This window comes from Isoptericola dokdonensis DS-3 (assembly GCF_001636295.1).
In the GTDB taxonomy this organism is placed as follows: domain Bacteria; phylum Actinomycetota; class Actinomycetes; order Actinomycetales; family Cellulomonadaceae; genus Isoptericola; species Isoptericola dokdonensis.
In genome coordinates this window covers 2,545,272-2,566,405 of record NZ_CP014209.1, presented here as the reverse complement: position 1 = coordinate 2,566,405, position 21,134 = coordinate 2,545,272, and the positions used below count along the sequence as shown (strand labels likewise).

Here is a 21,134-nt window from a genome sequence, read left to right as displayed (position 1 = left end):
ACCCGGGGCGCAACATGGTGGGGCACGACGACGAGTCAGTGGCGATCCCGTCGCTGCGCACGGGCCGCTCGATTAGATCGTAAGGAGTCCAAGTCGGCGTCTTGCCACGCGGTGAGAACCCGCGCCATCGTGTGACTGTGCATCCGATCAGTAGGGCGCGCTTCGAGGCGCTAGCGGGCTACTCCCGGCTCCCTTCCGCAGCTCTGTTCGGGCGAGAGTTCGCCTGGTATGAATCCGAGGACGGGCGCTTCGTCGCGACCATCGTGGTCGACACCGACAGCGAGTTCGTCGCAATCGTGCTCGCGCCGGACATGCAGGAGAGGCTCAGAGCTCTCATGGCCGACCCGGGCCACCTTGACGCAGCCTCCGCGCAGGCGGCGATGGAGCGCTTCGTGGCGGCTAACGCGAACAGCGACTACGACGAGCTGCGCAGGCAGGACGACGACACCCGAGCACCGGTCGACTTCTTTACGCCTGTGGTCAAGGCGAGCCGCCTGCATCCCGACTTCCGCAGCCTGGCGGAGAACCGCGGCTACGTCCCGGCGCGCGCGGTCATCGAGCGAATGATGCGCTGGTACGACGACATCGACGGGAACTTCGTGGAGCAGTTCCAGACGACGGGTTTCGACGCTCGCATGTGGGAGTTGTATCTGTTTGCTGCGCTCAAAGAGTCGAACCTGGCCATCGACCGGCCCAACCCTGCCCCCGACTTCCTCGCGAGTGGGTTGGCCGGCACCCTCGCCGTCGAGGCGACGACCATCAACCCGAGCGTGGTCGACGGCAAGCCAGCGCCGTCGGCTCGTCCAGCGCCCGCGGAGGACGCGTCGGCCTATCGCCACCACTACCTGCCAATCCGGTACGCCGGTCCGTTGACGTTCAAGCTCGGCAAGAAGGACTGGCTGCACAGCGATGCGGCCGGGCATCCGTTCGCCATCGCGATCCAGGACTTCCACGACTACATGTCGATGACTTACAGCGGCTCCGCGTTGCCGGAGTACCTCTACGGCCTGCGCCACGAGTCGCACACCGACCCCAGCGGCCACCTCGACGTCACCCCGGTGCGCGTGAAGCAGCACCGCTGGAACAACAAGAAGGTGGACTCGGGGTTCTTCAACCAGCCCGACGCCGAGAACGTCAGCGCGGTGATCTTCAACGCGCTCGGCACGATCTCGAAGTTCGACCGGATGGGTGTGCAGGCGGGGTTCGGCCGCGACGACGTCGAGCTGGTCCACGTCGGCACCGTTGCCGATCCTGATGCCGATGCCGGCGCCCCGCAGATGTTTCGAGAGGTCGTCTCGATGCAGTCAAAGGAGATGTGGGGCGACGGGATGCACGTCTTCCACAACCCGCACCCGCTGCACCCGCTGGACCCGCGAGTCCTTCCGTACGCGGCCCACCATCGTCTGCGCGCGGACGGGCAGCTGGAGACGAAAGCTCGCAAGCCGCCGCTCATCGCCTCACGGACGGCGATCGTAGTCAAGACGTGAGGGGACCAGCGGCTGCACCGAGTCCTGGACCTGGCCGCCACCAACGCCTCCCGGCACGATTGACCGGCCGGTCTCCGGTCGAGCGTGCAACCTACATAGCGCGACCGACGCGACACGCCCGAGATCGCGCAAAGTAGGCAGGCGTGTCCGCGCAATCTGCGCTGCACGTCGACATTTGTCGACGTGCAGTCCATTTTTCTCCATTCTGCGTCTATGCGACTGGACGCGATCTTCTAGGGGCGCAGGCGGATCGGCATGACGAGGCTGACGTCGTGCGGACGGCCCGCCGGGGAGATGCTGAGCGCTGACCGTTCGTCGTCGAGAGCGAGTGCGACGTGTTCCGCGCGGGCTGCACGGACAGCGTCGAGGACGAACGTGCGCGAGAAGCCCAGCGTGTCAGGAGCGGACGGCGCGACCAGGTCCACATGTTCGCCGGCGAGCCGCACGACGACGGCGTCTCCAGCCTCCGCGACGGCCCTGATCAGCGTCTCGGACTCGATCGTCAGGCTGCGCGACGTCGCCGATCCCAGAAGCCGTTCGTAGTCGGGGTAGGGGGCATCGACGGGGTCACCCTGGAAACCCAGCACCTCCAGGGTGTTCGCGCCGAGGACGACCTGACCTTCGTCGGGCAGCGTCGTCGCGGACATGATCTCGTCGAGGAGGTTCAGTGGTGCGACGACGCGGGCCTGTGGGCCTGCGTGCTGGCGCACGGCTACGGTCGCGACGGCGAGGCGGTAGCGGTCGCAGCCGACGAGACGGAGGGTGTGCCCGTCGAGATGGAGCAGCACGCCGGCCAGGGCGGGCCAGTCTTCATCGGCGCCGACGGCGTGTCGCACGGACCTGAACGCGGCGGCGAGGTCCGCGGCGGCGACCGTGCAGCGGCCGGGCCGGGAGAGGATCTCTGCGGCGGCGTCGAGGTGTGCGCCGGCCGTGGCCAGGTCCATCTCGAGGCGACGGCGATGGTGGTCCAGGACGGACTTGGCCTCATGGGGTGCTGCAAGGACGGTGAGCAGGTCTGCCACCGGGAGCCCCGCCTGACGCAGGCTTGCGACCAGCCGGGCCGTGTGGACCTGCGCGGAGGTGTACCAGCGGTAGCCGGTCACCGGGTCGACGTGGGCGGGCCGAAGTACCCCGGCGGCGTCGTAGAACCGTAGCGCCGTCACGGGCAGACCACCGGCGCGGGCGAGGGCTCCGATGCTGAGCAGATCGTCGTGCACGGACCCACTGTGGCCCCTCGACCGACTGGAGGGTCAATCGGCCTCCCGCGGCTCAGGCGAGATGCGGCGTGCCCAGATGGTGCAAGCCGCGAGCGCGATCACTATCGCCCCCAGTGCCCAGCCCGGTGACGTGTGCTCCGCCAGTGCGCCGAGAAACGTGTTGGTCACCATCACGGGCACGAGCTGCACCAGTCCCACCAGCGCCTGCACGCGTGCCGGGTGCGTCCGCGGCGCAGTGCCCAGGACGAGGGGCGCCATCCGCGCCACGAACATGCCGTTGCCGAAGCCGAAGACCAGTGCACCGACGGTGGTGGCTACGGCTCCCGCGTTGCCGTGCGCGGCTGCGAGCATCACGCCAGTCGTGAGCCCGGCCGCCCCGCTCGCGCTGACCGCTAGGGCGGTCACCACGGTACCTGCCGGCGAAGCAATGCTCTCGGAGGATGCAACGCCTGCCGGAGGCGTCCGCCGTCGGGCCGCGCGCAGGGCCGCGCCGATCATCCCGACGCCGACGGAGCCGGAGACGACACCTGTGACACCCGGTCCCCAGTCCGATGCTCGGCCGATCAGCGGAACCAGGAGTGACGGCACCGGCAGCATCAGTGCTGCGCCGACGCCGACGACGAGGAGAGCTTCACCAAGGGCGGGAGTGCGTCGGACGACGCGGAAGCCGTCGAGCAGTTCGAGCCGAGTCCTGCCGCGCGCAGGCTCGTCGGGCATCTTGTCCGACGACGGAACGGACAGCTCGCGCACCAGGAGGAGGACACACAGCGAGACGCCGAACGTCAGTACGTCACCCCAGGCGATCGCCGGAAGACCAGCCGTGCCGACGAGCAGACCACCCAACGGCGCGGCAGCGATCAACACGGCCTGGTTCCCGCTCTGCCGCAGTGCGAGCGCACGGGACAGCTGGTCGTCGGGGACGAGACGGCGCGGCATGGAACCGGTGGCGGGCAGGCAGAACGCGGTCACCGTCCCGAGCGCCAGGGAGGACGCAATGAGCAACCAGGTCGGGGTGCCGAACCGGGCCAGCGTCAGCGCCAGCGTGGCTGTCAGCACGAGCAGCGTCGCCTCCCCGACGATGAGGAGTCGTCGCGCTCCGGCGCGGTCCGCGACCGCGCCCCCCACTACCAGCAAGACGACGCGTGGCAGGCCGTTGAGGGTCAGGACCATTGCCGCTGTCGTGCCGCCGAGCCCGGCCGCGGCCCACCCGAGCGCGAACATGAGGACGGCACTTCCAAGCTGGGAGACGGTGACGCCGGCGAGCCAGGCGAGGTAGGGGCGGGGCAGCTTCAGTTCTCTGGTTTCGACGACGTTCATGTCGGCACGGTCATGGCTCGATCGAGTCGAGAGTCAATGGCCTCAACGTGGGCAAACCCGCCACCCCTTGCGCACGTCGGGGCGTGGCGGGCTACGTTGCGCACCCACCGCGACACGCCCGAGATCACGCACGGTAGGCAGGCGTGTCCGCGCAATCTGCGCTGCACGTCGACACCCCTGTTGAGGCCGATGTTCCCGTTCGACGACGGGAACTACCGGTGGCGCCGACGGATGCTTCGACGGTGGCGCCGCTCCTCATCAGGAGCCTCCGTACGCGGCTTCGTCCGTGTCTCCGCGGCCCGCTTCGCGTGGCGATCCGCCCAGGCAGCCGCGGTCGCATCGACGTCCCGCGGCATGGTGACCAGGGGCGGCCCGGCGGGCAGCTGGTAGCGGCCACGAAGCACCCGCCTGTTGAACTCCTCGATCTCGTGACGGACGTCCGCCTCGTTTCCCATCTGGTCGAGGCGTTCATCCAGGGCGGCGTCGTCCTTGCGCAGCTGGATCGAGGGAGGCAGCAGCACGAGCTTCTCGCGCTTCAGGAGGCTCTTCAGCCACCAGTCGGGATCGTGGCGGTCAGGCATGTCGATCGGCTTGCCGCTGCCGGGCAGATCATCGAACTCGCCTCGTTCGATCGCCTGGCGAATGTGCATGTCCGCCAGCAGCGCGATCGCCACCTCGTCGTCGATGGCGACTGCGTAGGGGTTGAAGAACGCGGGTGGCAGGTGCGGGTCGGCCATCGGCACTCCGTCCGTCGTTGCCATACAACAGTACGTTGCCATACAACTGTACTATGTCATGCGTATTGCCAACGGGAGGGGGCAGGGTGCCGAAGCTGGTGGACCACCAGGAACGACGTGAGGCGATCGCCCTCGCGCTGTGGCGGGTCGTCGACCACGGCGGTTGGAACCGGGCGACCCTGCGTGAGGTCGCCCGCGAGGCGGGCGTCTCCTTGGGGCAGCTGCAGCACTACTTCGCGTCCCGCGCGGCGATGCTGAGCTTCGCGATGGACTTCGCTGCGGAGCGGACCGCCGACCGTGTCGCCCGCGGGCTGGCCGAGGTCGATCAGCCTCCGCACCCCAGGGACGTGCTGCGCCTGGTGCTCGTCGAGATGCTGCCCCTGCATCCCGACGCGCGCGCCTCGTCGCGGATGAGCGCCGCGTACGTCCTGGAGGCTCTGCACGACGTGGCGCTGCGCGAGCAGGCGACCCTGGGACTCCGTGACGGTCGCGCCATGATCGAGGGCCTCGTGCGACAGGCGATCGCGCAGGGCCAGATCGCCCCCGGCCGCGACCCTGACGTCGAGACGGACCTCATCTTGGCGTTGACCGGGTTCACCCCCTTGCTCGATCTTGAGGTGATCACGCCCCACGCCGCGCTGGCTGCCATCGACCAGCATCTGAACCGCCTGTTCACCGATGCGGCGTGGTCAGGTCCCCGGTAGCGGTGCAGAGATCGGCGAGATCCGCAGGACTGGCCGCGCCCGCGCACGTTCGCGCAGTGTCCAGGTCGTGCTCGTCGCGGCCGGGGATCATCTCGTCGAAGGCGTGGGCTCGCTCGCAGGATGGAGTGCGGAACTACGCTGACGCCGTGCTGATCTGGGTGAACGGGACGTTCGGCGTCGGCAAGACGCACACGGTGGCCGAGCTGCACCGCCGCCTTCCGGGGAGTCTCGTCGTCGATCCCGAGCAGGTCGGCTACGGGATGCAGAAGCTCGTCCCGGCGTCGTACCGCCCGGACTTCCAGGACTTCGTCGCATGGCGGACCGGCGTGGTGGAGGTGCTCGATCTGATCCTGCGTCGGCACGACGGGCACGTCCTCGTCCCGATGACGGTGACGGATCGGCGCTACTTCGACGAGACGGTCGGCCGGTTGCGAGAGGTCGGGCACGACGTCCGGCACATCGCTCTGATGGCCGCCCCGGAGACGGTCGTCGCCAGGTTGGCCGGCCGGGGTCTGGGCGGTGGCCGGTTGGCCGACGCGGTGGGCCTGCGGCGTCTGGCGCTGCGTCGCGAGCAGTGGGCCGTCGACAGGGTGGTCCCGAATCTCGAGCGGCTCGGTGCCCCGGGGTTCGCGCAGCACGTCGCCACCGATCACCTGACGGTGGCGCAGGCCGCGGAGCAGGTCGCCGCGCTGTGCGCGGTGCAGCTCGCCCCCGACGACGCCGGGCCGGTGCGCCGCGCGGCGCGACGATTGGCGACCACCTGGGAGCACGTGCGTCCCCGCTGACGAGTTGCAGGTCGTCCCGCAACGACGTGGACAGGCTCCTGTGGCCGCCCGTGCCCAGGGGTGGTCGGACCTAGGACCTGGGTAGGGCGGCGGGCCGCCGAACCAGGCGCCGGGTGCCAGCGCTCAGCCAAAGTCGGCCCACACCTGCTGGGCTGCGCCGTCGACCGTCATCGTCCCGCCGTAGGGCACGATCCACTGCGGCCGGGTGTGGCCGAAAGGCACGCCGACCACGACGACGGCGTCCGGGTGGTAGCGCTGCACGGTCTCGACGGCGACGTCGCGCTGCGCGGCCCGCTCGACCGCGCGCTCGCCGGCGGTGCGGTGCACGTCGAAGTTCGTGGTCGGCGGGCGGGCGACGACGACGGCGTCGACGGCGTCGAGGATGCCGCGTTCGCCGAGCGAGCGGAGGATCCAGCCGAACTCGCGTGCGGGGATGAGCTCTTCCGAGCTCTCCAGCAGCAGGACGCCGCCGTGGAGCACGCCGGGGTCGGTGGGGAAGCGCCCGGCGGTGAGGATCCACTGCAGCACGTCGATGCAGCCGCCCCAGGTGCGGCCGGTGACGGAGCGCGCAGGTCCAGCCCAGGTCCACGGCTCGGTGGGTTCGCGGTCCCCGTGGTCGGTGAGCGCTGCGGGGTCGAGCCAGTCCTTGCCGTAGTCCTCGGACTCCCCGGGTTCGGTGATCTCGAGGCGTCCACCGGCGAGGAGGGCCGCGCGCAGGGACGCGGCGTGGACGGCGTCGACGGACGGCCCGGGGCCGAGGTGCACCTGGGTGGATCCGCCGTAGAAGCCGGCGACGCCGTGCGTCCACAGCCAGTTCAGCAGGTTGGTGTTGTCGCTGTACCCGAGGAACGGCTTCGGGTCGGCGCGGATGAGCTCGGCGTCGAGGTGGGGGATCACGGTGATCTGGTCCTCACCGCCGACGGTGGCCAGCACGGCACGGATCTCGGGGTCGCCGAACGCGGCGTTGAGGTCGGCGGCGCGATCCTGCGCGGTGGCGTCGAGGCGGCGGGTCGTGGGGTACTCGACGGGGATCAGGCCGGTGACCTTGGTGAGGCGCGCCATCGCCTGCTCGTGGACCGCCGACGCGAACCCCGGGGCGGCGAACGACGGCGAGACGACGGCGACCTTGTCCCCGGGCGCGGCCTTGCGGGGCGAGACGAGTTCCATGGCGACAGCCTGCCGCACGGCTCCGCCTGATCGCGATCCTCAGCCGGCGCCCATGTCAAAGACCACCCAGCGGCCGTCCTGCTCCACGAGCAGGACGGACCAGGTGGTCGGCTCCCCGTTCGTCATCGAGCTGTCGGCCTGCTCGGGCGTGAAGGTCAGGTTCACCGCGGCAGTGTTCGCCTCGCTGTAGGCGGTTCCTGGGCCGGCGCGGTCGCGCGTCGCGCCGATGGTCGCGTCGGTCAGGTAGCCGCGCGCCAGCCAGGTCTGTTCCAGGTGGTCGTGGAAGCCCGACGTCGTCATCTCTGCGACCAGCTCCGCATCGCGGTCGTTGATGGCGTCGACGACCGCCTGGACCACCTGGGCCGGCGCGGCGTCAGGTGCTGGTGTGGCGACCAGTGAACCGGCGGGCGCTCCGGCGCACCCTCCCAAGGCCGCACCACCGAACAACAGCGCGCCGGCCACGCTGCGGTGCCGCCCTGTGAACGTCGACATGGTCGGACTGTAGTGGGCCGGGCGCCGACGGCGGCCGCACCCCGGGACAGGCGGCGGACGGCTTGCTACGTTGCTGGAGATGTTCTCGGATCGGAAGCGTCGCCGTGCCGCCCGTCGGATCAAGGCCGGGGACGGTCACGCCTTACCTCGGTTCCGGTGGTGGCAGCCGTTGCAGCGCACGCTGTTCCACCTGCGGCTGACGGGTGAGGCCGGGCAGCCCGAGACCTGGTCCGTCGACGTGCGGCTCTGGGGTGACTCCGATGACGGCGAGGTGCGGGCGCGGCTGTACCGCGACGGCGTGCACCAGGCGACGTCGAAGCTGCCCGCCCGGTTCCCGGTGACGGGCGGCGCGATCGAGGTGGACAACAGCGGGTACGGCCTCAAGCGCTGCCACTACGTCACTCCTGACGGGCAGGAGCGCCAGCTCACGCCGGACCCGGCCTCGGCGGAGGGGCGGCGGGCGCGCCTGGACCGTGACCGGCCCGGGGTGAGCCGCTTCGTCGGGGCGGTGACCCTGCTCGTCCTCGGGGTGGCCCTGGTGCTGGGCGTGCCGCAGATCATCGAGCAGATCACCGAGATCCCCCCGGTGGCGGAGCACGTCGGCACGTTCACCTCGCCGTTCCACCTGTCGGGCACGGCGAACGTCGCGCTGATCGTCGCCACTCTCCTCGCGAGCACCGAGCGAGCGCTGCGCCTGCGGTACAGCCGGGTGCTCGACGGCGGACTGTTCGGCGACGACTGACGACCCAGCGACGGCGTCAGGCCGGCGCGTGCGCCCCGACGACCGCGAGCAGCTGCAGCTTCTCGTAGCTCTCGCTGCCGGGCACGGCGGTGTAGACGAGCAGCAGGTGCGCCTGCTGCGGGTCGAGGAGGGTCTGGCAGTGCAGCTCGAGCGCGCCCACCTGGGGGTGGAGGAATCGCTTGGTGTGCTCGGGCGGGTGGCGTCGGCCGACCTCGTGCTCGTCCCACAGCCGTCGTAGCTCGTCGCTGTCGGCGAGGGCCCGCTCGGCGAGGTGCGCCGCGCGGGATCCCGGGCCGCGCAGGGTCACGACCTGCCGGAGCTGGGAGGCGTACACGCGGGACAGCCGGTCGTGGTCCTCGGGCGGGTAGAGGTCGCGGGTCGTGGGGTCGGTGAACCAGCGGTACCCGACGCTGCGTGCCGGGCCGGTGTGGCGCGCGGCGTCCCCGGTGAGCGCGACGCCGAGCGGCGTCTGCCGCAGCGTCTCGCCCAGCTCGGTGACGATCTCGGCGGGGGTGTCGGTGAGCCGGTCGAGGATGCGCAGCAGCCCGGGGCTGACGTGGTCGCCGCCGGTGCCGCGCGGCGGCGGCTGGTGGCCGGCGAGCCGGAAGAGGTGGTCGCGCTCGTCGAGGCTGAGGTGCAGCCCCTGGGCGATCGAGGCCATCATCTGCGCGGACGGGTGCGGCCCGCGTTCGCGCTCCAGCCGCGCGTAGTAGTCGGTCGACATGTGGCACAGCGCGGCGACCTCCTCGCGGCGCAGCCCGGCGGTGCGGCGCCGTCGGCCGCGGGGCAGGCCGACGTCCTCGGGCTGCAGCGCCTCGCGTCGTCGGCGGAGGAACTCCGCGAGCCCTGTCCTGTCGATCATCGGTCCACTCTCCTCGGCTCGTCGGTCTCCGTTCTACCCCGCGAGGCGTCCGGGAACCACGGCCTGGCGATCCCCCGCTGGGCACGAGGGACGGATCGCCGGGCCCTGGTTCCGGTCCGTGCCGCGGTGTGGGGTGGGAGCACGTCCCCGCCGACCCTGGAGGATCCGATGACCGCTCGTCCCGACACCGCCCCCGTGCCGACCGCGCACGCCCCTCACAGGTCGTGGAGCGCGGACGCCCGCCGCGTGCTCGGCCTCCCGGAGATCGAGGAGCCGTCCGCCGGGCGCGCCGCCGCGCGCCGGACACTGGAACGCGTCGGCGGTCCGGTCGGGCTCGCCGTCGCCACCGCGCCGACGGTCGCGTTCGTCGTCGCCGACGCCGCAGCGGGCCTCGGGACGGCTTTCGTCGCGCTGGGCGTGACCGCCGTCGTCGCGTCCGGCGTCCGGCTCGCGCGTCGTGAGCCGCCCGGCGCGGCGATCGCGGGTCTGCTGGTCGCCGCGGTCTGCGCGACGGTCGCGGCGCTCGCGGGGGAGGCGCGCGCGTTCTTCCTGCCCTCGATGATGCTGCCCGTCGTCTTCGTGCTCGCCTACGTCGTCGCGTTCGCCGCGGGCCGGCCCCTGACGGGCTTCATGGTCAACCGCCTCGCCGGCGGTCCGCGCGACTGGCCCCGACACACGGCGCTGCGGCGCGTGTACGTCGCGACGTCGGTCGTCGGCCTGGCGATGGCGACGGCGAACCTCGTCGTCCGGGTCGTGTTCTACCTCGCCGACGCCCCCGGGGTGCTCGCCGCGATCCAGGTCGTCGCGACGTCGCTGTTCGCGGTGCACTTCGCCGTCACCCTCGTCGTGGCCCGCCGGACGGTCGCCGCGCCGCTCGCCGCGCCGGCCGCCGCGGCACCGGCCCACCGCTGACCCGTCCCCGTCCACCCAGCACACCCAGCCCGTCCACAGGAGCCCACCATGCCTCGCACACCCCACCTCGACCTGCCCGACCTCACCGACCGCCGCGCCGTCGTCACCGGAGGGAGCGACGGGATCGGCCTCGGCATCGCGCGGCGCCTCGCCGCCGCCGGGGCGGAGGTCGCCCTCCCGGTGCGCAACCGCGCCAAGGGGGAGGCCGCCGCCGCCAGGATCCGCGACGCCGTCCCGTCAGCCCGGGTCACGCTCCACGACCTCGACCTCGCGTCCCTGCGCTCCGTGGCGGCGTTCGGTGAGGAGCTGCGCGCCGACGGCCGACCCGTCCACCTGCTGGTGAACAACGCCGGGGTCATGACGCCCCCCGACCGGCAGACGACGGCCGACGGGTTCGAGCTCCAGCTCGGCAGCAACCACCTCGGCCACGTCGCGCTCGTCGGGCACCTGCTGCCCCTGCTGGCCGCCGGCCGGGCGCGCGTGACGTCGCAGATCAGCGTGGCTGCCCGGAACGGCGCCATGAGCTGGGACGACGTCAACTCCGAGTCGCTGTACGACGCTCGTCGCGCGTACAGCCGGTCGAAGATCGCGTTCGGGCTCTTCGGTCTCGAGCTGGACCGCCGGAGCCGGGCGGGCGGCTGGGGCATCACCAGCAACCTGTCGCATCCCGGCGTCGCCCCGACGAGCCTGCTCGTCGCGCGGCCCGAGATCGGCCGGGACCGCGACACCCCGCAGATCGCGGTCATCCGCCGGCTGTCACGCGCCGGGATCCTCCTCGGGACGCCCGAGAGCGCCGCCCTGCCCGCGCTGTACGCCGCCACGTCGCCGCACGCGCACGGCGGGCGGCTCTACGGGCCCGACGGGCCGGGCAACCTCGGCGGCGGCCCCGCCGAGCACCGCCTCTTCCGTCCCCTGCGCGATGCAGCCGAGGCGGACCGCGTCTGGCGGGTGTCGACCGAGCTCACCGGCGTGCCGTTCGCCCTGACCACCCCGGCCTGATCCGCGGCGCGCCGGGCCCGCGGGCTCGCGCCCAGGCGCGCTGCGGCCGGTAGCGTCCGTCGTCGGGACGTCCGACGGAGGGAACCGCATGCAGGCCGACCACTACGACGCCTTCGCCGACAGCTACGGCACGGAGAACGACTCGAGCCTGCTGAACGCCTACTACGAACGACCGGCGATGGTCCGGCTCGCGGGTGACGTGACCGGCCGCCGGATCCTCGACGCGGGATGCGGCACCGGCCCCCTGGCGGCCGAGCTCCTCGCCCGGGGTGCCGTCGTCACCGGGTTCGACGGCAGCCCCGCCATGATCGCGCTGGCGCGTCGGCGGCTGGGCGACGACGTGCCGCTGCACGTCGCCGACCTGGCCGAGCCGCTGCCCTTCGCGGACGACACCTTCGACGACGTCACGGCCTCGCTCGTCCTGCACTATCTGGAGGACTGGTCCGGGCCGCTGGCGGAGATCAGGAGGGTGCTGAAGCCCGGCGGCCGGCTCATCCTCTCGGTCAACCACCCTTTCGTGCACGCCTTCAGCTACCCGGACGAGGACAACTTCGCGACCCGGCAGTACGCGGAGGACTTCGAGTTCGACGGCGAACCCGCGGTGCTGACGTTCTGGCACCGGTCCCTGAGCACGATGTCGCAGGAGTTCTCCGCCGCGGGGTTCCGCATCGCGGTGATCGACGAGCCCGCGCCGTCGCCGGACACGCCGGCCGAGCTCCTCACCCCGCGGATCGCGAGCGGGGAGCGGACGCGCTTCTTCTGCTTCCTCTTCTTCGTGCTGGAAGCGGCCTGAGCCCCGCCACCGGGGCCGGGGCCGGGGGCGCCGTCGGCGCGCTCAGCCGAGCCGGACGAGCTGGTGGACGTCGTCGTCGGGCAGGTCGTCCACGACCGCCGTCACCTCGATCTCGTCGAGGGTCGCGGTCCCGTCGTAGACGCTGAGGAACGCGGTGTCGGCGGCGTCGCGCCCGGTCGCGATCCGCACCAGGGTCGAGCGCGGTGCGAGCGTGGTGGCGTCGACGACGTGCCAGGCGCCGTCGACGTACGCCTCGGCGACGGCGTGGAAGTCCATCGGGTCCAGGCCCGGCGCGTAGACGGCGGCGAGACGCGCGGGCACGTCGAGGGCGCGCAGCAGCCCGACGACGAGGTGGGCGTAGTCCCGGCACACGCCCTGTCGGGCGAGCAGGGTCTGCACCGCCCCGTCCGTGGGCAGGCTCGACCCGGGCACGTAGCTCAGGCGGGTGCCGACCCACGAGCTCACCGCGGCGAGCAGGTCGGACCCGTGCAGCCCCGCGAACTCGGCGCTCGCCGTCGGCCCGAGGGAGTCCGACTCGGCGTAGCGGCTCGGCCGCAGGTACCGCAGCAGGTCGGCGGTGGTCGGGGCGGGGGTGACGGCGTCGCCGTGGCGCCCCGTCACCTGCGCCGTGTAGTCGACGACCAGGCGCCCGGGGCCGGCCCGCACCACGCGCAGCCGCGTCCCGTCGGCGTCGTCGACGCGCTCGGACGCGAGGGTCGCGCCGTCGAGCGTGACCTCCAGCGTCTCGTCCGCCTCGTGGCCGGGGGCGACCTCGACGGCGAAGGCCAGGGTGGCCGCGGACGTCACGTCGACGGACAGATGGGCGGAGACGTCGCGTCGCATGCGAGCCATGATGCGCCATGGTCGACGCGCCGACCGTCGCACCACGCCCGGGACCTGCGCCGGGCAGGCGTACTGTGAAAGGTGCGGGCGGCCGGCAGGTCGCCCCGCAGACGGTCTCCCGTGTCGACGGGGGACCGACGACGCACCGGGGCGATGCCCGGCGTCGGAGGTGGACCGTGTCCGTGTCGAGCGAACGTCCCGTCGCCCCGGACCTGTCCGTCCGCCGGCCGGCCCCCCGCGCGGTGCGCGACTACTCCGTCCTGGCGAAGATCGTGCGCGAGTCCGGCCTGCTCCGGCGGCGCTACGCCTACTACTGGACCCGGCTGGTCGCGGCGGTCCTCGCGTTCGGCCTCGTGTGGGCGGGCGTCGTGCTCGTGGGGGAGTCGTGGTGGCAGCTGGCGCTCGCGGCGGCGCTCGCGGTGGTCCTGGCGCAGCTCGCGTTCCTCGGGCACGACAGCTCGCACCGGCAGGTCTTCCGGTCGCGGGCGTGGAACGACTGGACCGGTCGGGTGCTGGCCAACGGCTTCGTCGGTCTGAGCCACGCGTGGTGGACGGCGAAGCACGACGCGCACCATGCCGCCCCGAACCAGGAGTCCCGCGACCCGGACATCTCGCCGGGGGTGATCGCGTTCACGCCGGCGGTGCTGGCGAGCCGCCAGGGGTGGCGTGGGTGGTTCGCCCGACGCCAGGGGTGGTTCTTCTTCCCGCTGCTGACGTTGGAGGGGCTGAACCTGCACGTGGCGAGCGTGCGCCGGGCGCTGGGCCGGGGGCCCGTCGTCCACCGTGGCGTGGAGATCCCGGTGCTGCTGTGCCGCCTCGTCCTGAACGTTGTGGTGCTCGTCGTGCTGCTGCCCCCGGCGATGGCCGGTGCGTTCCTCGCCGTACAGCTGGGGCTGTTCGGGATCCTGCTCGGCGGTGCCTTCGCCCCCAACCACAAGGGGATGCCGATCGTGCCCGCGGACGGCGAGGTCGACTTCCTGCGGCGGCAGGTGCTGATGTCGCGCAACATCCGGGGCAACGTCGTCGTCGACTTCGTCATGGGTGGTCTGAACCGGCAGGTCGAGCACCACCTGTTCCCGAGCATGCCCCGCCCGAACCTGCGGCGCGTCCAGCCCCTGGTGCGCGAGTACTGCGCACAGCTCGACGTCACCTACACCGAGGTCGGGTTCTTCACGTCGTACCGGATCGTCGTGGGCTACCTCAATGACGTCGAGCACCGGGCGCGCGACCCGTTCGGGTGTCCGCTGGCGGCACAGCTCGGGCGGTGACGGGCCCCGCCCCGTGCGGCCAGGCGTAGTGTCGAGACATCCGGGTGAACGCCCTCGTTCGAGGAGCGCGGCCCCGGAGACGCAAGGAGGCCGTCATGGCCACCGTCCCCCCGACGCGGCTCACCTCCGCGGTCAACGGCAGTCCTCGCCGATCGGTGACCGGCACCCCGCCGATCTCCCTCGACGGGAGCGGGAGTCGCCGCGCCACCCGCAGGAGCAGAAGGTCTCCCCGGAGCCGGGTCGGAGCGCTGTGGATCGGCATCTGCGTCGCGGCGTTCGTCCTCGTGGCGCTGATCGTCCTCATGCTCCAGAACACCCAGCTCGTGCAGGTCACGTTCCTCGGTCTGCAAGGGACGGTGCCCCTGGCGGTGGCCCTGCTCGTCGCCGGGGTCGGGGTGGGCGTCGTGGCGCTCGTCGTCGGCACCGTCCGCATCACCCAGCTGCGCCGGCGTCTCCACGACCACGGCTGAGCTCGGCCGCGAGCCAGCGGTTGCGGGCTTCCAGCAGCCGCGTGAGGTACCGGACGAGCACGAGCCGGTCGACGAGCCGCCCCAGCGGCCCGGCGGGGGACGTGTATCGCACCGTGTCCGTCATCGACGTCCCGTCGGGCGTCGCCGCGAACCTGTGCTCGTGCCACCAGCTCCTGAACGGACCGGAGACCTGTTCGTCGATGAACCGGTGCGGCGCCTCGTGGACGCCGATGCGCGCCGTCATCCGGAAGGGCAGCCCGAAGTGTCGTGCCCGCCACGTCACGGTGTCGCCAGGGCCCAGGACGCCCGTCGTCCGCCCGGCGACCGCGCGCTCGCCCGAGTCCCCCATCGACGCCGTGTGGGCCTCCACCGAGAGGCTCGCGGCGAAGCACGCGTCCGGGGTCGCGCGGATCGCTGTCGTCAGGACGATGGTCGGCATGCGTCGAGCCTAGGGCCGTGGGGCACGTGCCCCACGGGGACCGACGTCGTCCAGGCGCCGCGCGGAAGAGGTCGGACGTCGCCGTGTCGGCTCGGACGACGGCACGATCCGCACTAGCGTCGTCACGTCCGGCACCCGCCGGACGTGCGAAGGGGAACAGACGATGGGTCTATTCGGCCGCAGCAGGCCGCGCCGTGACAGTCGACAGGTCGAGCCGACCCGCGTCGAGCCCCGCCCCGCCCCCCGGGCCGAGGCGCAGGGCGCCTCCCGCCTGTGGGCCGACGGGTTCGGCCGGGTGGGCACGCGATCGGTGCAGACCCTCGCGGTCCTCGCGCTGGTCGCGGTGCTGCTGTTCGTGGGCACCCGCCTGACGCTCGTCGTGATCCCCGTGCTCATCGCGCTCGTGCTGTCGGCGGCGATCTCGCCGCTGGTCTCCCTGATGCGTCATCGGGGCGTGCCGTCGCTGCTCGCCACGTGGATCGCGCTCCTGACCCTGGTGGCCATCCTGGCCGCGGTGGTGTGGCTCGTGGTGCTGGCCGTCGTCGACCAGTGGGACGAGCTCCGCAGCCAGGCCCTCGACGGGTTCGACTCCCTGCAGACGTACGTCCAGGACCTGCCCTTCCAGATCTCCGAGGAGCAGATCTCCTCGGTCCGTGAGTCGGCGGCCGGCCTGCTGCAGTCCAGCGCCGTGGGATCCGGTGCGCTCGCCGGCGTCTCCCAGACCGCCGACTTCGTCACCGGCTTCTTCATCATGGTCGTGGTGCTGTTCTTCTTCCTCAAGGACGGCCCGGCCATGTGGGAGTTCCTGCTGCGGCCCTTCGAGGGGAAGGCCCACCAGCGCGGGCACCGCGCCGGCGCCGCCGCCGTCACCACCCTCGGTGGGTACGTGCGCGGCACCGCGATCATCGCGGTCGTCGACGCCGTCGGCATCGGGGTCGGCCTGGCGATCGTGGGCGTGCCTCTCGCGATCCCGCTGTCGGTGCTCGTCTTCCTGCTCGCGTTCATCCCGCTGGTCGGCGCCACCCTCGCCGGCGCCCTCGCCGCTCTCGTGGCGCTCGTCGCCGTCGGGCCCGTCGAGGCGCTGGTCGTGGTCGCGATCGTCGTGGCGGTCAACCAGCTCGAGGGCACGTTCCTCCAGCCCGTGGTCATGGGCCGGACCCTGCGCCTGCACCCGCTGGTCATCCTGGTCGCCCTGACCGCCGGCACGGTGCTGGCCGGCATCACCGGCGCCGTGCTCGCCGTGCCGATCGCCGCGTCCGTCTGGCGCGTGATCCAGGTGTGGGACGGTCCGGACCTCCCGGCGCGGTTCGCCCGTCAGAAGCGCGACGAGACGGTCTGACCCTGCCGGCGTCCACAGGGTCCGCCGCCGTCCGCCGGTCCTGCCGTCATGTGGTGGCCGGGACGACGCGGTAGCGCAGGCACGTGCGCACCCCGACCTCCTCGACGCTGATCTTCTCCAGCGTCGCCGCGGTGCCGTCGTCGAACAGGCGGACGCCGCCACCGAGCAGCACGGGCATGACGTCCACGGCGAGCTCGTCGACGAGGCCGCCGGCGAGGAGCTGACGGAAGAGGTCGGCACCCCCGACGAAGGTGACGCCGCGGTCCCCCGCCGCGGCGACGGCCTGTCGGACGGCGTCCTCGACGTCCGGCACGAACGTGATCCACAGGCGTTCGTTGCGCTTCGGCTCCACCGTAGGAGGGCGGTGCGTGACGACGAAGATCGGTGCCTGGAACTCGTAGCTGTCCGCGTAGTCGTCGGGGTCCTCCGCGCCGTCGAACGTCCGCCGACCCATGAGCACCGCGCCGGTCTCGTCCGCGACCCGCTGCATGTATCCGCTGCCGGTGAGCTCCTCGAAGTCCGCGTACAGGGCGGCGCTGCTGCCGTTCGCGTCCTGGCAGTACCCGTCGAGCGACACCGTCGCCCCTGCGATCACCTTGGCCATGGTCGTCCCCTCGTCCGTGCCGGTGGTCCTCCGTCACAGGGTCGACCCGGGGCCGATGGACAACTCATCGACCCGGGCGCGGGCCGGGGCCGGGGTCAGGCGGGGACGAGCAGCAGGTTGAGTGCCGCGACGGCCACGAACCCGGTGACGAGCCGCTCGAACAGTCGCTGGTCGATCCGGCCGATCACCCGACGCCCGATCCACGTGCCGACGAGCACGACGGGCGCGAGCACCGCCCACAGGGCGACGGTGTCGGTGCCGACGATGCCCACGCCGACCGCCACCGGCAGCTTGATGACGTTCACCGTGAAGAAGAACCACGCCGTCGTGCCCAGGAACCGCCACTTCTCGAAGTGGGAGCCGAGCAGGTAGAGGCTCATCGGGGGCCCGCCGGCATTGGCGACCATGGTCGTGAACCCGGCGAGGCCGCCGTAGCCGACCGTGGCGAGGCGCGTGTCGGTACGCAGCCGGTCGCGCCACAGGTTGAGGACCAGCAGGGCCAGCAGGATCGCGCCGATCGTGCGCCGCACGGCGTCGTCGCCGACCGACGTGAGGAAGACGGCGCCGAGCGCGACGCCGCACAGCACCGGTGCGAGGAGACGCCCGATGACGCGGAAGTCGGCATGCCGGCGGTACGCCCAGATCGCGACGACGTCGCCGGTGATCAGGAGCAGCAGCACCGCGCCGGTCGAGTCCTTCGCCGGGATGACGAGCGCCATCAGCGCCGCGGCGACCATCCCCAGGCCGCCGAGCGCGGTCTTCGCGAACCCGACGAGCAGCGCCACCAGGACGACGACGGCCCAGCCGGTCCACGGCAGACCGGCGACGAGGGGGGCGGGCTCGAGCATCGGGGAAGCGTATCCGCGGACGGCTGCTCGCTCGTCTCGGTAGGGTGACGAGCATGGTCGCCGTCCGCCGTGCCCGCCCCGAGGACGTCGACCGGGTGTGGCCGTTGGCGCGAGACTTCGCCACGTCGTTCACGCCGGAACGCGACGTCTTGTGGTCGACGTTCCGCGAGCTCACGGCACGACCCGACACCCTCGTCGTCGTCGCCACGCCGCAGGACGACCCGGACACGCTCGCCGGCTACCTCCTCGCCTCCACCCACCTGACGTTCCTCGCGAACGGACCGGTCTGCTCGGTCGAGGAGCTGATGGTCGACGCTGAACGACGGCGGGCCGGCACCGGCGCCGCCCTGATGGCATGCGCCAGGGACTGGGCCGCACAGCAAGGATGCGCCTATGTCTCGCTCGCCAGCCGCCGGGCGGGCGACTTCTACCGTGCGCTCGGCTTCGAGGACTCGGCCGTCTTCTTCAAGCAGACGCTCACCGGCTCCGGCTAGTCCGTGAGCAGTACCGGGACCGGACCGGCCGACGGCGTCCGAGGCCGTCCGCGCTCGAACGGTGCGGGACCTCGTCGGTGGCAGATGCCCCGTGTCCCCACAGGTGGGCGCTCCGTCGCCGCGAGCAGGGTGAGGTCCGACCGGACGACGCCGGGTCCGCGAGTGGTGCAGGCCACGTGGGGGTGCGTTGACGTGGGGCGGGTGGGTGGGTAATGTTCTCGGAGTTCAGCCCGCTCGGCGAGTCGGACACCGTAGAGACGGCCTTCGTGGCTGGGTACCGGTGGCCGGGCCGGGGGTTGGGAACCATCTTCCTTCTGGGTCGGGGTGTTTTGTGCGCTCTGGTCGGGGTGGGGTGTCTGTGTTTTCTGGTGTTTTTTCGTGGCGTTCTTCGGAGCGGGGCGGATTTGCATGGGAATGGCGGGGGCGCTAAGTTAGAGGGGTTGCCCCGGATGGGGCCGGAGCGGTGAGTTCCGGTTCTGGATGGTGTGTGTCGGTTGTTTGAGAACTCAACAGTGTGCTTGATAGTCAATGCCAAATTTATTGAACCTTCATTGGTTCCTTTGGATCGGACATCTAGGTTTTATGCTAGCTGTCTGGCCAGTATCGATTGGCATCGCGGGCTCTTCGGGGTTCGTGGTGTTTTTCTCTCTTTTACGGAGAGTTTGATCCTGGCTCAGGACGAACGCTGGCGGCGTGCTTAACACATGCAAGTCGAACGGTGAAGCCCAGCTTGCTGGGTGGATCAGTGGCGAACGGGTGAGTAACACGTGAGCAACCTGCCCTCCACTTCGGGATAAGCCTTGGAAACGGGGTCTAATACCGGATATGAGTGCCTGCTGCATGGTGGGTGCTGGAAAGTTTTTCGGTGGGGGATGGGCTCGCGGCCTATCAGCTTGTTGGTGGGGTAATGGCCTACCAAGGCGTCGACGGGTAGCCGGCCTGAGAGGGCGACCGGCCACACTGGGACTGAGACACGGCCCAGACTCCTACGGGAGGCAGCAGTGGGGAATATTGCACAATGGGCGAAAGCCTGATGCAGCGACGCCGCGTGAGGGATGACGGCCTTCGGGTTGTAAACCTCTTTCAGCAGGGAAGAAGCGCAAGTGACGGTACCTGCAGAAGAAGCGCCGGCTAACTACGTGCCAGCAGCCGCGGTAATACGTAGGGCGCAAGCGTTGTCCGGAATTATTGGGCGTAAAGAGCTCGTAGGCGGTTTGTCGCGTCTGGTGTGAAAACCTCAGGCTCAACCTGGGGCGTGCATCGGGTACGGGCAGACTAGAGTGCGGTAGGGGAGACTGGAATTCCTGGTGTAGCGGTGGAATGCGCAGATATCAGGAGGAACACCGATGGCGAAGGCAGGTCTCTGGGCCGCAACTGACGCTGAGGAGCGAAAGCATGGGGAGCGAACAGGATTAGATACCCTGGTAGTCCATGCCGTAAACGTTGGGCACTAGGTGTGGGGCTCATTCCACGAGTTCCGTGCCGCAGCTAACGCATTAAGTGCCCCGCCTGGGGAGTACGGCCGCAAGGCTAAAACTCAAAGGAATTGACGGGGGCCCGCACAAGCGGCGGAGCATGCGGATTAATTCGATGCAACGCGAAGAACCTTACCAAGGCTTGACATGCACCGGAAACACTCAGAGATGGGTGCCCCGCAAGGTCGGTGCACAGGTGGTGCATGGTTGTCGTCAGCTCGTGTCGTGAGATGTTGGGTTAAGTCCCGCAACGAGCGCAACCCTCGTCCCATGTTGCCAGCGGGTTATGCCGGGGACTCATGGGAGACTGCCGGGGTCAACTCGGAGGAAGGCGGGGATGACGTCAAATCATCATGCCCCTTATGTCTTGGGCTTCACGCATGCTACAATGGCCGGTACAGAGGGCTGCGATACCGTAAGGTGGAGCGAATCCCAAAAAGCCGGTCTCAGTTCGGATTGGGGTCTGCAACTCGACCCCATGAAGTCGGAGTCGCTAGTAATCGCAGATCAGCAACGCTGCGGTGAATACGTTCCCGGGCCTTGTACACACCGCCCGTCAAGTCACGAAAGTTGGTAACACCCGAAGCCCATGGCCCAACCCTTTGGGGGGGAGTGGTCGAAGGTGGGACCGGCGATTGGGACTAAGTCGTAACAAGGTAGCCGTACCGGAAGGTGCGGCTGGATCACCTCCTTTCTAAGGAGCACGTGGCCCTGGTGGTCGCACCGGTGTTGCTCGCCCGTTCGGGTGGGTGCTGGTGGGATCGTTCAGCTGGGGTCCATGCAGGCTGCTCGAGGCGCCGTTCGTGCGTCTGGTGGCTGCTCTGGGTGGAACATTGACCGTACGGTCCCGTTCGTGGGCCGGCTCGCGAGTACGCCGCTGCGCTGCCCTTCGGGGTGGGTGGGTGGTTGGAAAGTCGGGTCGGTGTCGTGAGTGGGGTCGGGAGAGCACACTGTTGGGTCCTGAGGCAACCGGCCATGGGTCGGGGGTTTCACGACGCGGGTCGTCGGTGGGTGTCATACCGCCTGGCTGCTGCAGGGTCTTCGCACCGGAAGGTGTGGGGCTTCTGGTGGTGGTGGGGTTGGTGGCGTCCGCGCCGGCGGGTTCGTCCGTTGCTTGAGAACTGCACAGTGGACGCGAGC

Annotated in this window: 21 protein-coding genes and 1 rRNA gene; 12 read left to right on the top strand and 10 right to left on the bottom strand. The window is 70.7% G+C overall.

Annotated features, from left to right (window positions below; translation table 11 throughout):
• Positions 1-137 precede the first annotated feature (137 nt).
• Entirely contained in the window at positions 138-1,487 is a 1,350-nt protein-coding gene (locus tag I598_RS11980) for a hypothetical protein (RefSeq protein WP_083973230.1), read from the top strand.
• A gap of 233 nt (positions 1,488-1,720) precedes the next feature.
• On the opposite strand, the gene I598_RS11975 is transcribed toward I598_RS11980, so the two are convergent.
• The 3 genes from I598_RS11975 to I598_RS11965 form a co-directional block, all read right to left on the bottom strand.
• Complete coding sequence (locus I598_RS11975; protein ID WP_068203154.1) at positions 1,721-2,704, bottom strand: DNA polymerase III subunit beta family protein; 984 nt, start codon at positions 2,702-2,704, stop codon at positions 1,721-1,723.
• Positions 2,705-2,737: 33 nt separating this feature from the next.
• Entirely contained in the window at positions 2,738-4,021 is a 1,284-nt protein-coding gene (locus tag I598_RS11970; protein ID WP_068203153.1) for an MFS transporter, read from the bottom strand.
• A gap of 212 nt (positions 4,022-4,233) precedes the next feature.
• The gene (locus I598_RS11965; RefSeq protein ID WP_068205251.1) at positions 4,234-4,758 is read right to left on the bottom strand and encodes a DnaJ family domain-containing protein; all 525 of its coding nucleotides are present in this window, start codon (positions 4,756-4,758) and stop codon (positions 4,234-4,236) included.
• 86 nt (positions 4,759-4,844) lie between these two features.
• Between I598_RS11965 and I598_RS11960 the strand changes: the two genes are divergently transcribed.
• Together I598_RS11960 and I598_RS11955 are read left to right on the top strand one after the other, a co-directional pair.
• Positions 4,845-5,462, top strand: a complete 618-nt coding sequence (locus I598_RS11960; RefSeq protein WP_068203152.1) for a TetR/AcrR family transcriptional regulator — start codon at positions 4,845-4,847, stop codon at positions 5,460-5,462.
• 146 nt (positions 5,463-5,608) lie between these two features.
• Entirely contained in the window at positions 5,609-6,247 is a 639-nt protein-coding gene (locus I598_RS11955; RefSeq protein ID WP_068205250.1) for an AAA family ATPase, read from the top strand.
• Between the two features lie 123 nt (positions 6,248-6,370).
• On the opposite strand, the gene I598_RS11950 is transcribed toward I598_RS11955, so the two are convergent.
• Positions 6,371-7,414: a S66 family peptidase gene (locus I598_RS11950; protein WP_068205249.1), complete on the bottom strand. Its 1,044-nt coding sequence runs from the start codon at positions 7,412-7,414 to the stop codon at positions 6,371-6,373.
• A gap of 39 nt (positions 7,415-7,453) precedes the next feature.
• Complete coding sequence (locus I598_RS11945) at positions 7,454-7,906, bottom strand: hypothetical protein (protein WP_157557225.1); 453 nt, start codon at positions 7,904-7,906, stop codon at positions 7,454-7,456.
• 169 nt (positions 7,907-8,075) lie between these two features.
• Here I598_RS11945 and I598_RS11940 point away from each other — a divergent pair, with 169 nt between their 5' ends.
• A complete protein-coding gene (locus tag I598_RS11940) occupies positions 8,076-8,648 on the top strand; it encodes a hypothetical protein (protein ID WP_232314143.1) in 573 nt (190 codons plus the stop codon).
• 16 nt (positions 8,649-8,664) lie between these two features.
• Here I598_RS11940 and I598_RS11935 read toward each other — a convergent pair whose 3' ends face one another.
• Entirely contained in the window at positions 8,665-9,510 is an 846-nt protein-coding gene (locus I598_RS11935; protein ID WP_068203149.1) for a helix-turn-helix transcriptional regulator, read from the bottom strand.
• A gap of 168 nt (positions 9,511-9,678) precedes the next feature.
• On the opposite strand from I598_RS11935, the gene I598_RS11930 reads away from it, so the two are divergent.
• The 3 genes from I598_RS11930 (at position 9,679) to I598_RS11920 (ending at position 12,214) form a co-directional block, all read left to right on the top strand.
• Complete coding sequence (locus tag I598_RS11930; RefSeq protein ID WP_068203148.1) at positions 9,679-10,422, top strand: DUF3159 domain-containing protein; 744 nt, start codon at positions 9,679-9,681, stop codon at positions 10,420-10,422.
• A 48-nt stretch (positions 10,423-10,470) separates the two neighbouring features.
• Positions 10,471-11,421 (top strand): SDR family oxidoreductase, encoded by a 951-nt coding sequence (locus I598_RS11925; RefSeq protein ID WP_068203147.1) that lies wholly within the window; start codon positions 10,471-10,473, stop codon positions 11,419-11,421.
• An 88-nt stretch (positions 11,422-11,509) separates the two neighbouring features.
• Positions 11,510-12,214 carry a class I SAM-dependent methyltransferase gene (locus I598_RS11920; protein WP_068203146.1) on the top strand — a complete coding sequence of 235 codons (705 nt, stop codon included), beginning with the start codon at positions 11,510-11,512 and terminating at the stop codon, positions 12,212-12,214.
• A 42-nt stretch (positions 12,215-12,256) separates the two neighbouring features.
• Here the strand turns inward: I598_RS11920 and I598_RS11915 are convergent, their stop codons facing one another.
• Entirely contained in the window at positions 12,257-13,057 is an 801-nt protein-coding gene (locus I598_RS11915; RefSeq protein WP_068203145.1) for a transglutaminase-like domain-containing protein, read from the bottom strand.
• A gap of 182 nt (positions 13,058-13,239) precedes the next feature.
• Here I598_RS11915 and I598_RS11910 point away from each other — a divergent pair, with 182 nt between their 5' ends.
• Positions 13,240-14,325 carry a fatty acid desaturase family protein gene (locus I598_RS11910; RefSeq protein ID WP_083973597.1) on the top strand — a complete coding sequence of 362 codons (1,086 nt, stop codon included), beginning with the start codon at positions 13,240-13,242 and terminating at the stop codon, positions 14,323-14,325.
• 95 nt (positions 14,326-14,420) lie between these two features.
• Complete coding sequence (locus I598_RS18100) at positions 14,421-14,795, top strand: lipopolysaccharide assembly protein LapA domain-containing protein (RefSeq protein WP_083973228.1); 375 nt, start codon at positions 14,421-14,423, stop codon at positions 14,793-14,795.
• On the opposite strand, the gene I598_RS11900 is transcribed toward I598_RS18100, so the two are convergent.
• A complete protein-coding gene (locus I598_RS11900; RefSeq protein WP_068203144.1) occupies positions 14,758-15,234 on the bottom strand; it encodes an SRPBCC family protein in 477 nt (158 codons plus the stop codon). The genes I598_RS18100 and I598_RS11900 overlap by 38 nt on opposite strands.
• 163 nt (positions 15,235-15,397) lie before the next feature.
• On the opposite strand from I598_RS11900, the gene I598_RS11895 reads away from it, so the two are divergent.
• The gene (locus I598_RS11895) at positions 15,398-16,573 is read left to right on the top strand and encodes an AI-2E family transporter (RefSeq protein WP_068203143.1); all 1,176 of its coding nucleotides are present in this window, start codon (positions 15,398-15,400) and stop codon (positions 16,571-16,573) included.
• 46 nt (positions 16,574-16,619) lie between these two features.
• Here the strand turns inward: I598_RS11895 and I598_RS11890 are convergent, their stop codons facing one another.
• Both I598_RS11890 and I598_RS11885 read right to left on the bottom strand, forming a co-directional pair.
• A complete protein-coding gene (locus tag I598_RS11890) occupies positions 16,620-17,177 on the bottom strand; it encodes a dihydrofolate reductase family protein (RefSeq protein ID WP_068203142.1) in 558 nt (185 codons plus the stop codon).
• A gap of 95 nt (positions 17,178-17,272) precedes the next feature.
• Positions 17,273-18,025 carry a sulfite exporter TauE/SafE family protein gene (locus I598_RS11885; RefSeq protein WP_068203141.1) on the bottom strand — a complete coding sequence of 251 codons (753 nt, stop codon included), beginning with the start codon at positions 18,023-18,025 and terminating at the stop codon, positions 17,273-17,275.
• 53 nt (positions 18,026-18,078) lie between these two features.
• Here I598_RS11885 and I598_RS11880 point away from each other — a divergent pair, with 53 nt between their 5' ends.
• Positions 18,079-18,519: a GNAT family N-acetyltransferase gene (locus I598_RS11880; RefSeq protein ID WP_068203140.1), complete on the top strand. Its 441-nt coding sequence runs from the start codon at positions 18,079-18,081 to the stop codon at positions 18,517-18,519.
• A 650-nt stretch (positions 18,520-19,169) separates the two neighbouring features.
• Positions 19,170-20,688, top strand: a 16S ribosomal RNA gene (locus I598_RS11870).
• Positions 20,689-21,134 lie beyond the last annotated feature (446 nt).

What these genes read in the sequence shown, in the direction of transcription:
- I598_RS11970 (WP_068203153.1), bottom strand. Translation starts at nt 4,021, where the DNA reads ATGAACGTCGTCGAAACCAGAGAACTGAAGCTGCCCCGCCCCTACCTC.
- I598_RS11965 (WP_068205251.1), bottom strand. Translation starts at nt 4,758, where the DNA reads ATGGCCGACCCGCACCTGCCACCCGCGTTCTTCAACCCCTACGCAGTC.
- I598_RS11950 (WP_068205249.1), bottom strand. Translation starts at nt 7,414, where the DNA reads ATGGAACTCGTCTCGCCCCGCAAGGCCGCGCCCGGGGACAAGGTCGCC.
- I598_RS11945 (WP_157557225.1), bottom strand. Translation starts at nt 7,906, where the DNA reads ATGTCGACGTTCACAGGGCGGCACCGCAGCGTGGCCGGCGCGCTGTTG.
- I598_RS11935 (WP_068203149.1), bottom strand. Translation starts at nt 9,510, where the DNA reads ATGATCGACAGGACAGGGCTCGCGGAGTTCCTCCGCCGACGACGCGAG.
- I598_RS11930 (WP_068203148.1), top strand. Translation starts at nt 9,679, where the DNA reads ATGACCGCTCGTCCCGACACCGCCCCCGTGCCGACCGCGCACGCCCCT.
- I598_RS11925 (WP_068203147.1), top strand. Translation starts at nt 10,471, where the DNA reads ATGCCTCGCACACCCCACCTCGACCTGCCCGACCTCACCGACCGCCGC.
- I598_RS11920 (WP_068203146.1), top strand. Translation starts at nt 11,510, where the DNA reads ATGCAGGCCGACCACTACGACGCCTTCGCCGACAGCTACGGCACGGAG.
- I598_RS11915 (WP_068203145.1), bottom strand. Translation starts at nt 13,057, where the DNA reads ATGCGACGCGACGTCTCCGCCCATCTGTCCGTCGACGTGACGTCCGCG.
- I598_RS18100 (WP_083973228.1), top strand. Translation starts at nt 14,421, where the DNA reads ATGGCCACCGTCCCCCCGACGCGGCTCACCTCCGCGGTCAACGGCAGT.
- I598_RS11900 (WP_068203144.1), bottom strand. Translation starts at nt 15,234, where the DNA reads ATGCCGACCATCGTCCTGACGACAGCGATCCGCGCGACCCCGGACGCG.
- I598_RS11895 (WP_068203143.1), top strand. Translation starts at nt 15,398, where the DNA reads ATGGGTCTATTCGGCCGCAGCAGGCCGCGCCGTGACAGTCGACAGGTC.
- I598_RS11890 (WP_068203142.1), bottom strand. Translation starts at nt 17,177, where the DNA reads ATGGCCAAGGTGATCGCAGGGGCGACGGTGTCGCTCGACGGGTACTGC.
- I598_RS11885 (WP_068203141.1), bottom strand. Translation starts at nt 18,025, where the DNA reads ATGCTCGAGCCCGCCCCCCTCGTCGCCGGTCTGCCGTGGACCGGCTGG.
- I598_RS11880 (WP_068203140.1), top strand. Translation starts at nt 18,079, where the DNA reads ATGGTCGCCGTCCGCCGTGCCCGCCCCGAGGACGTCGACCGGGTGTGG.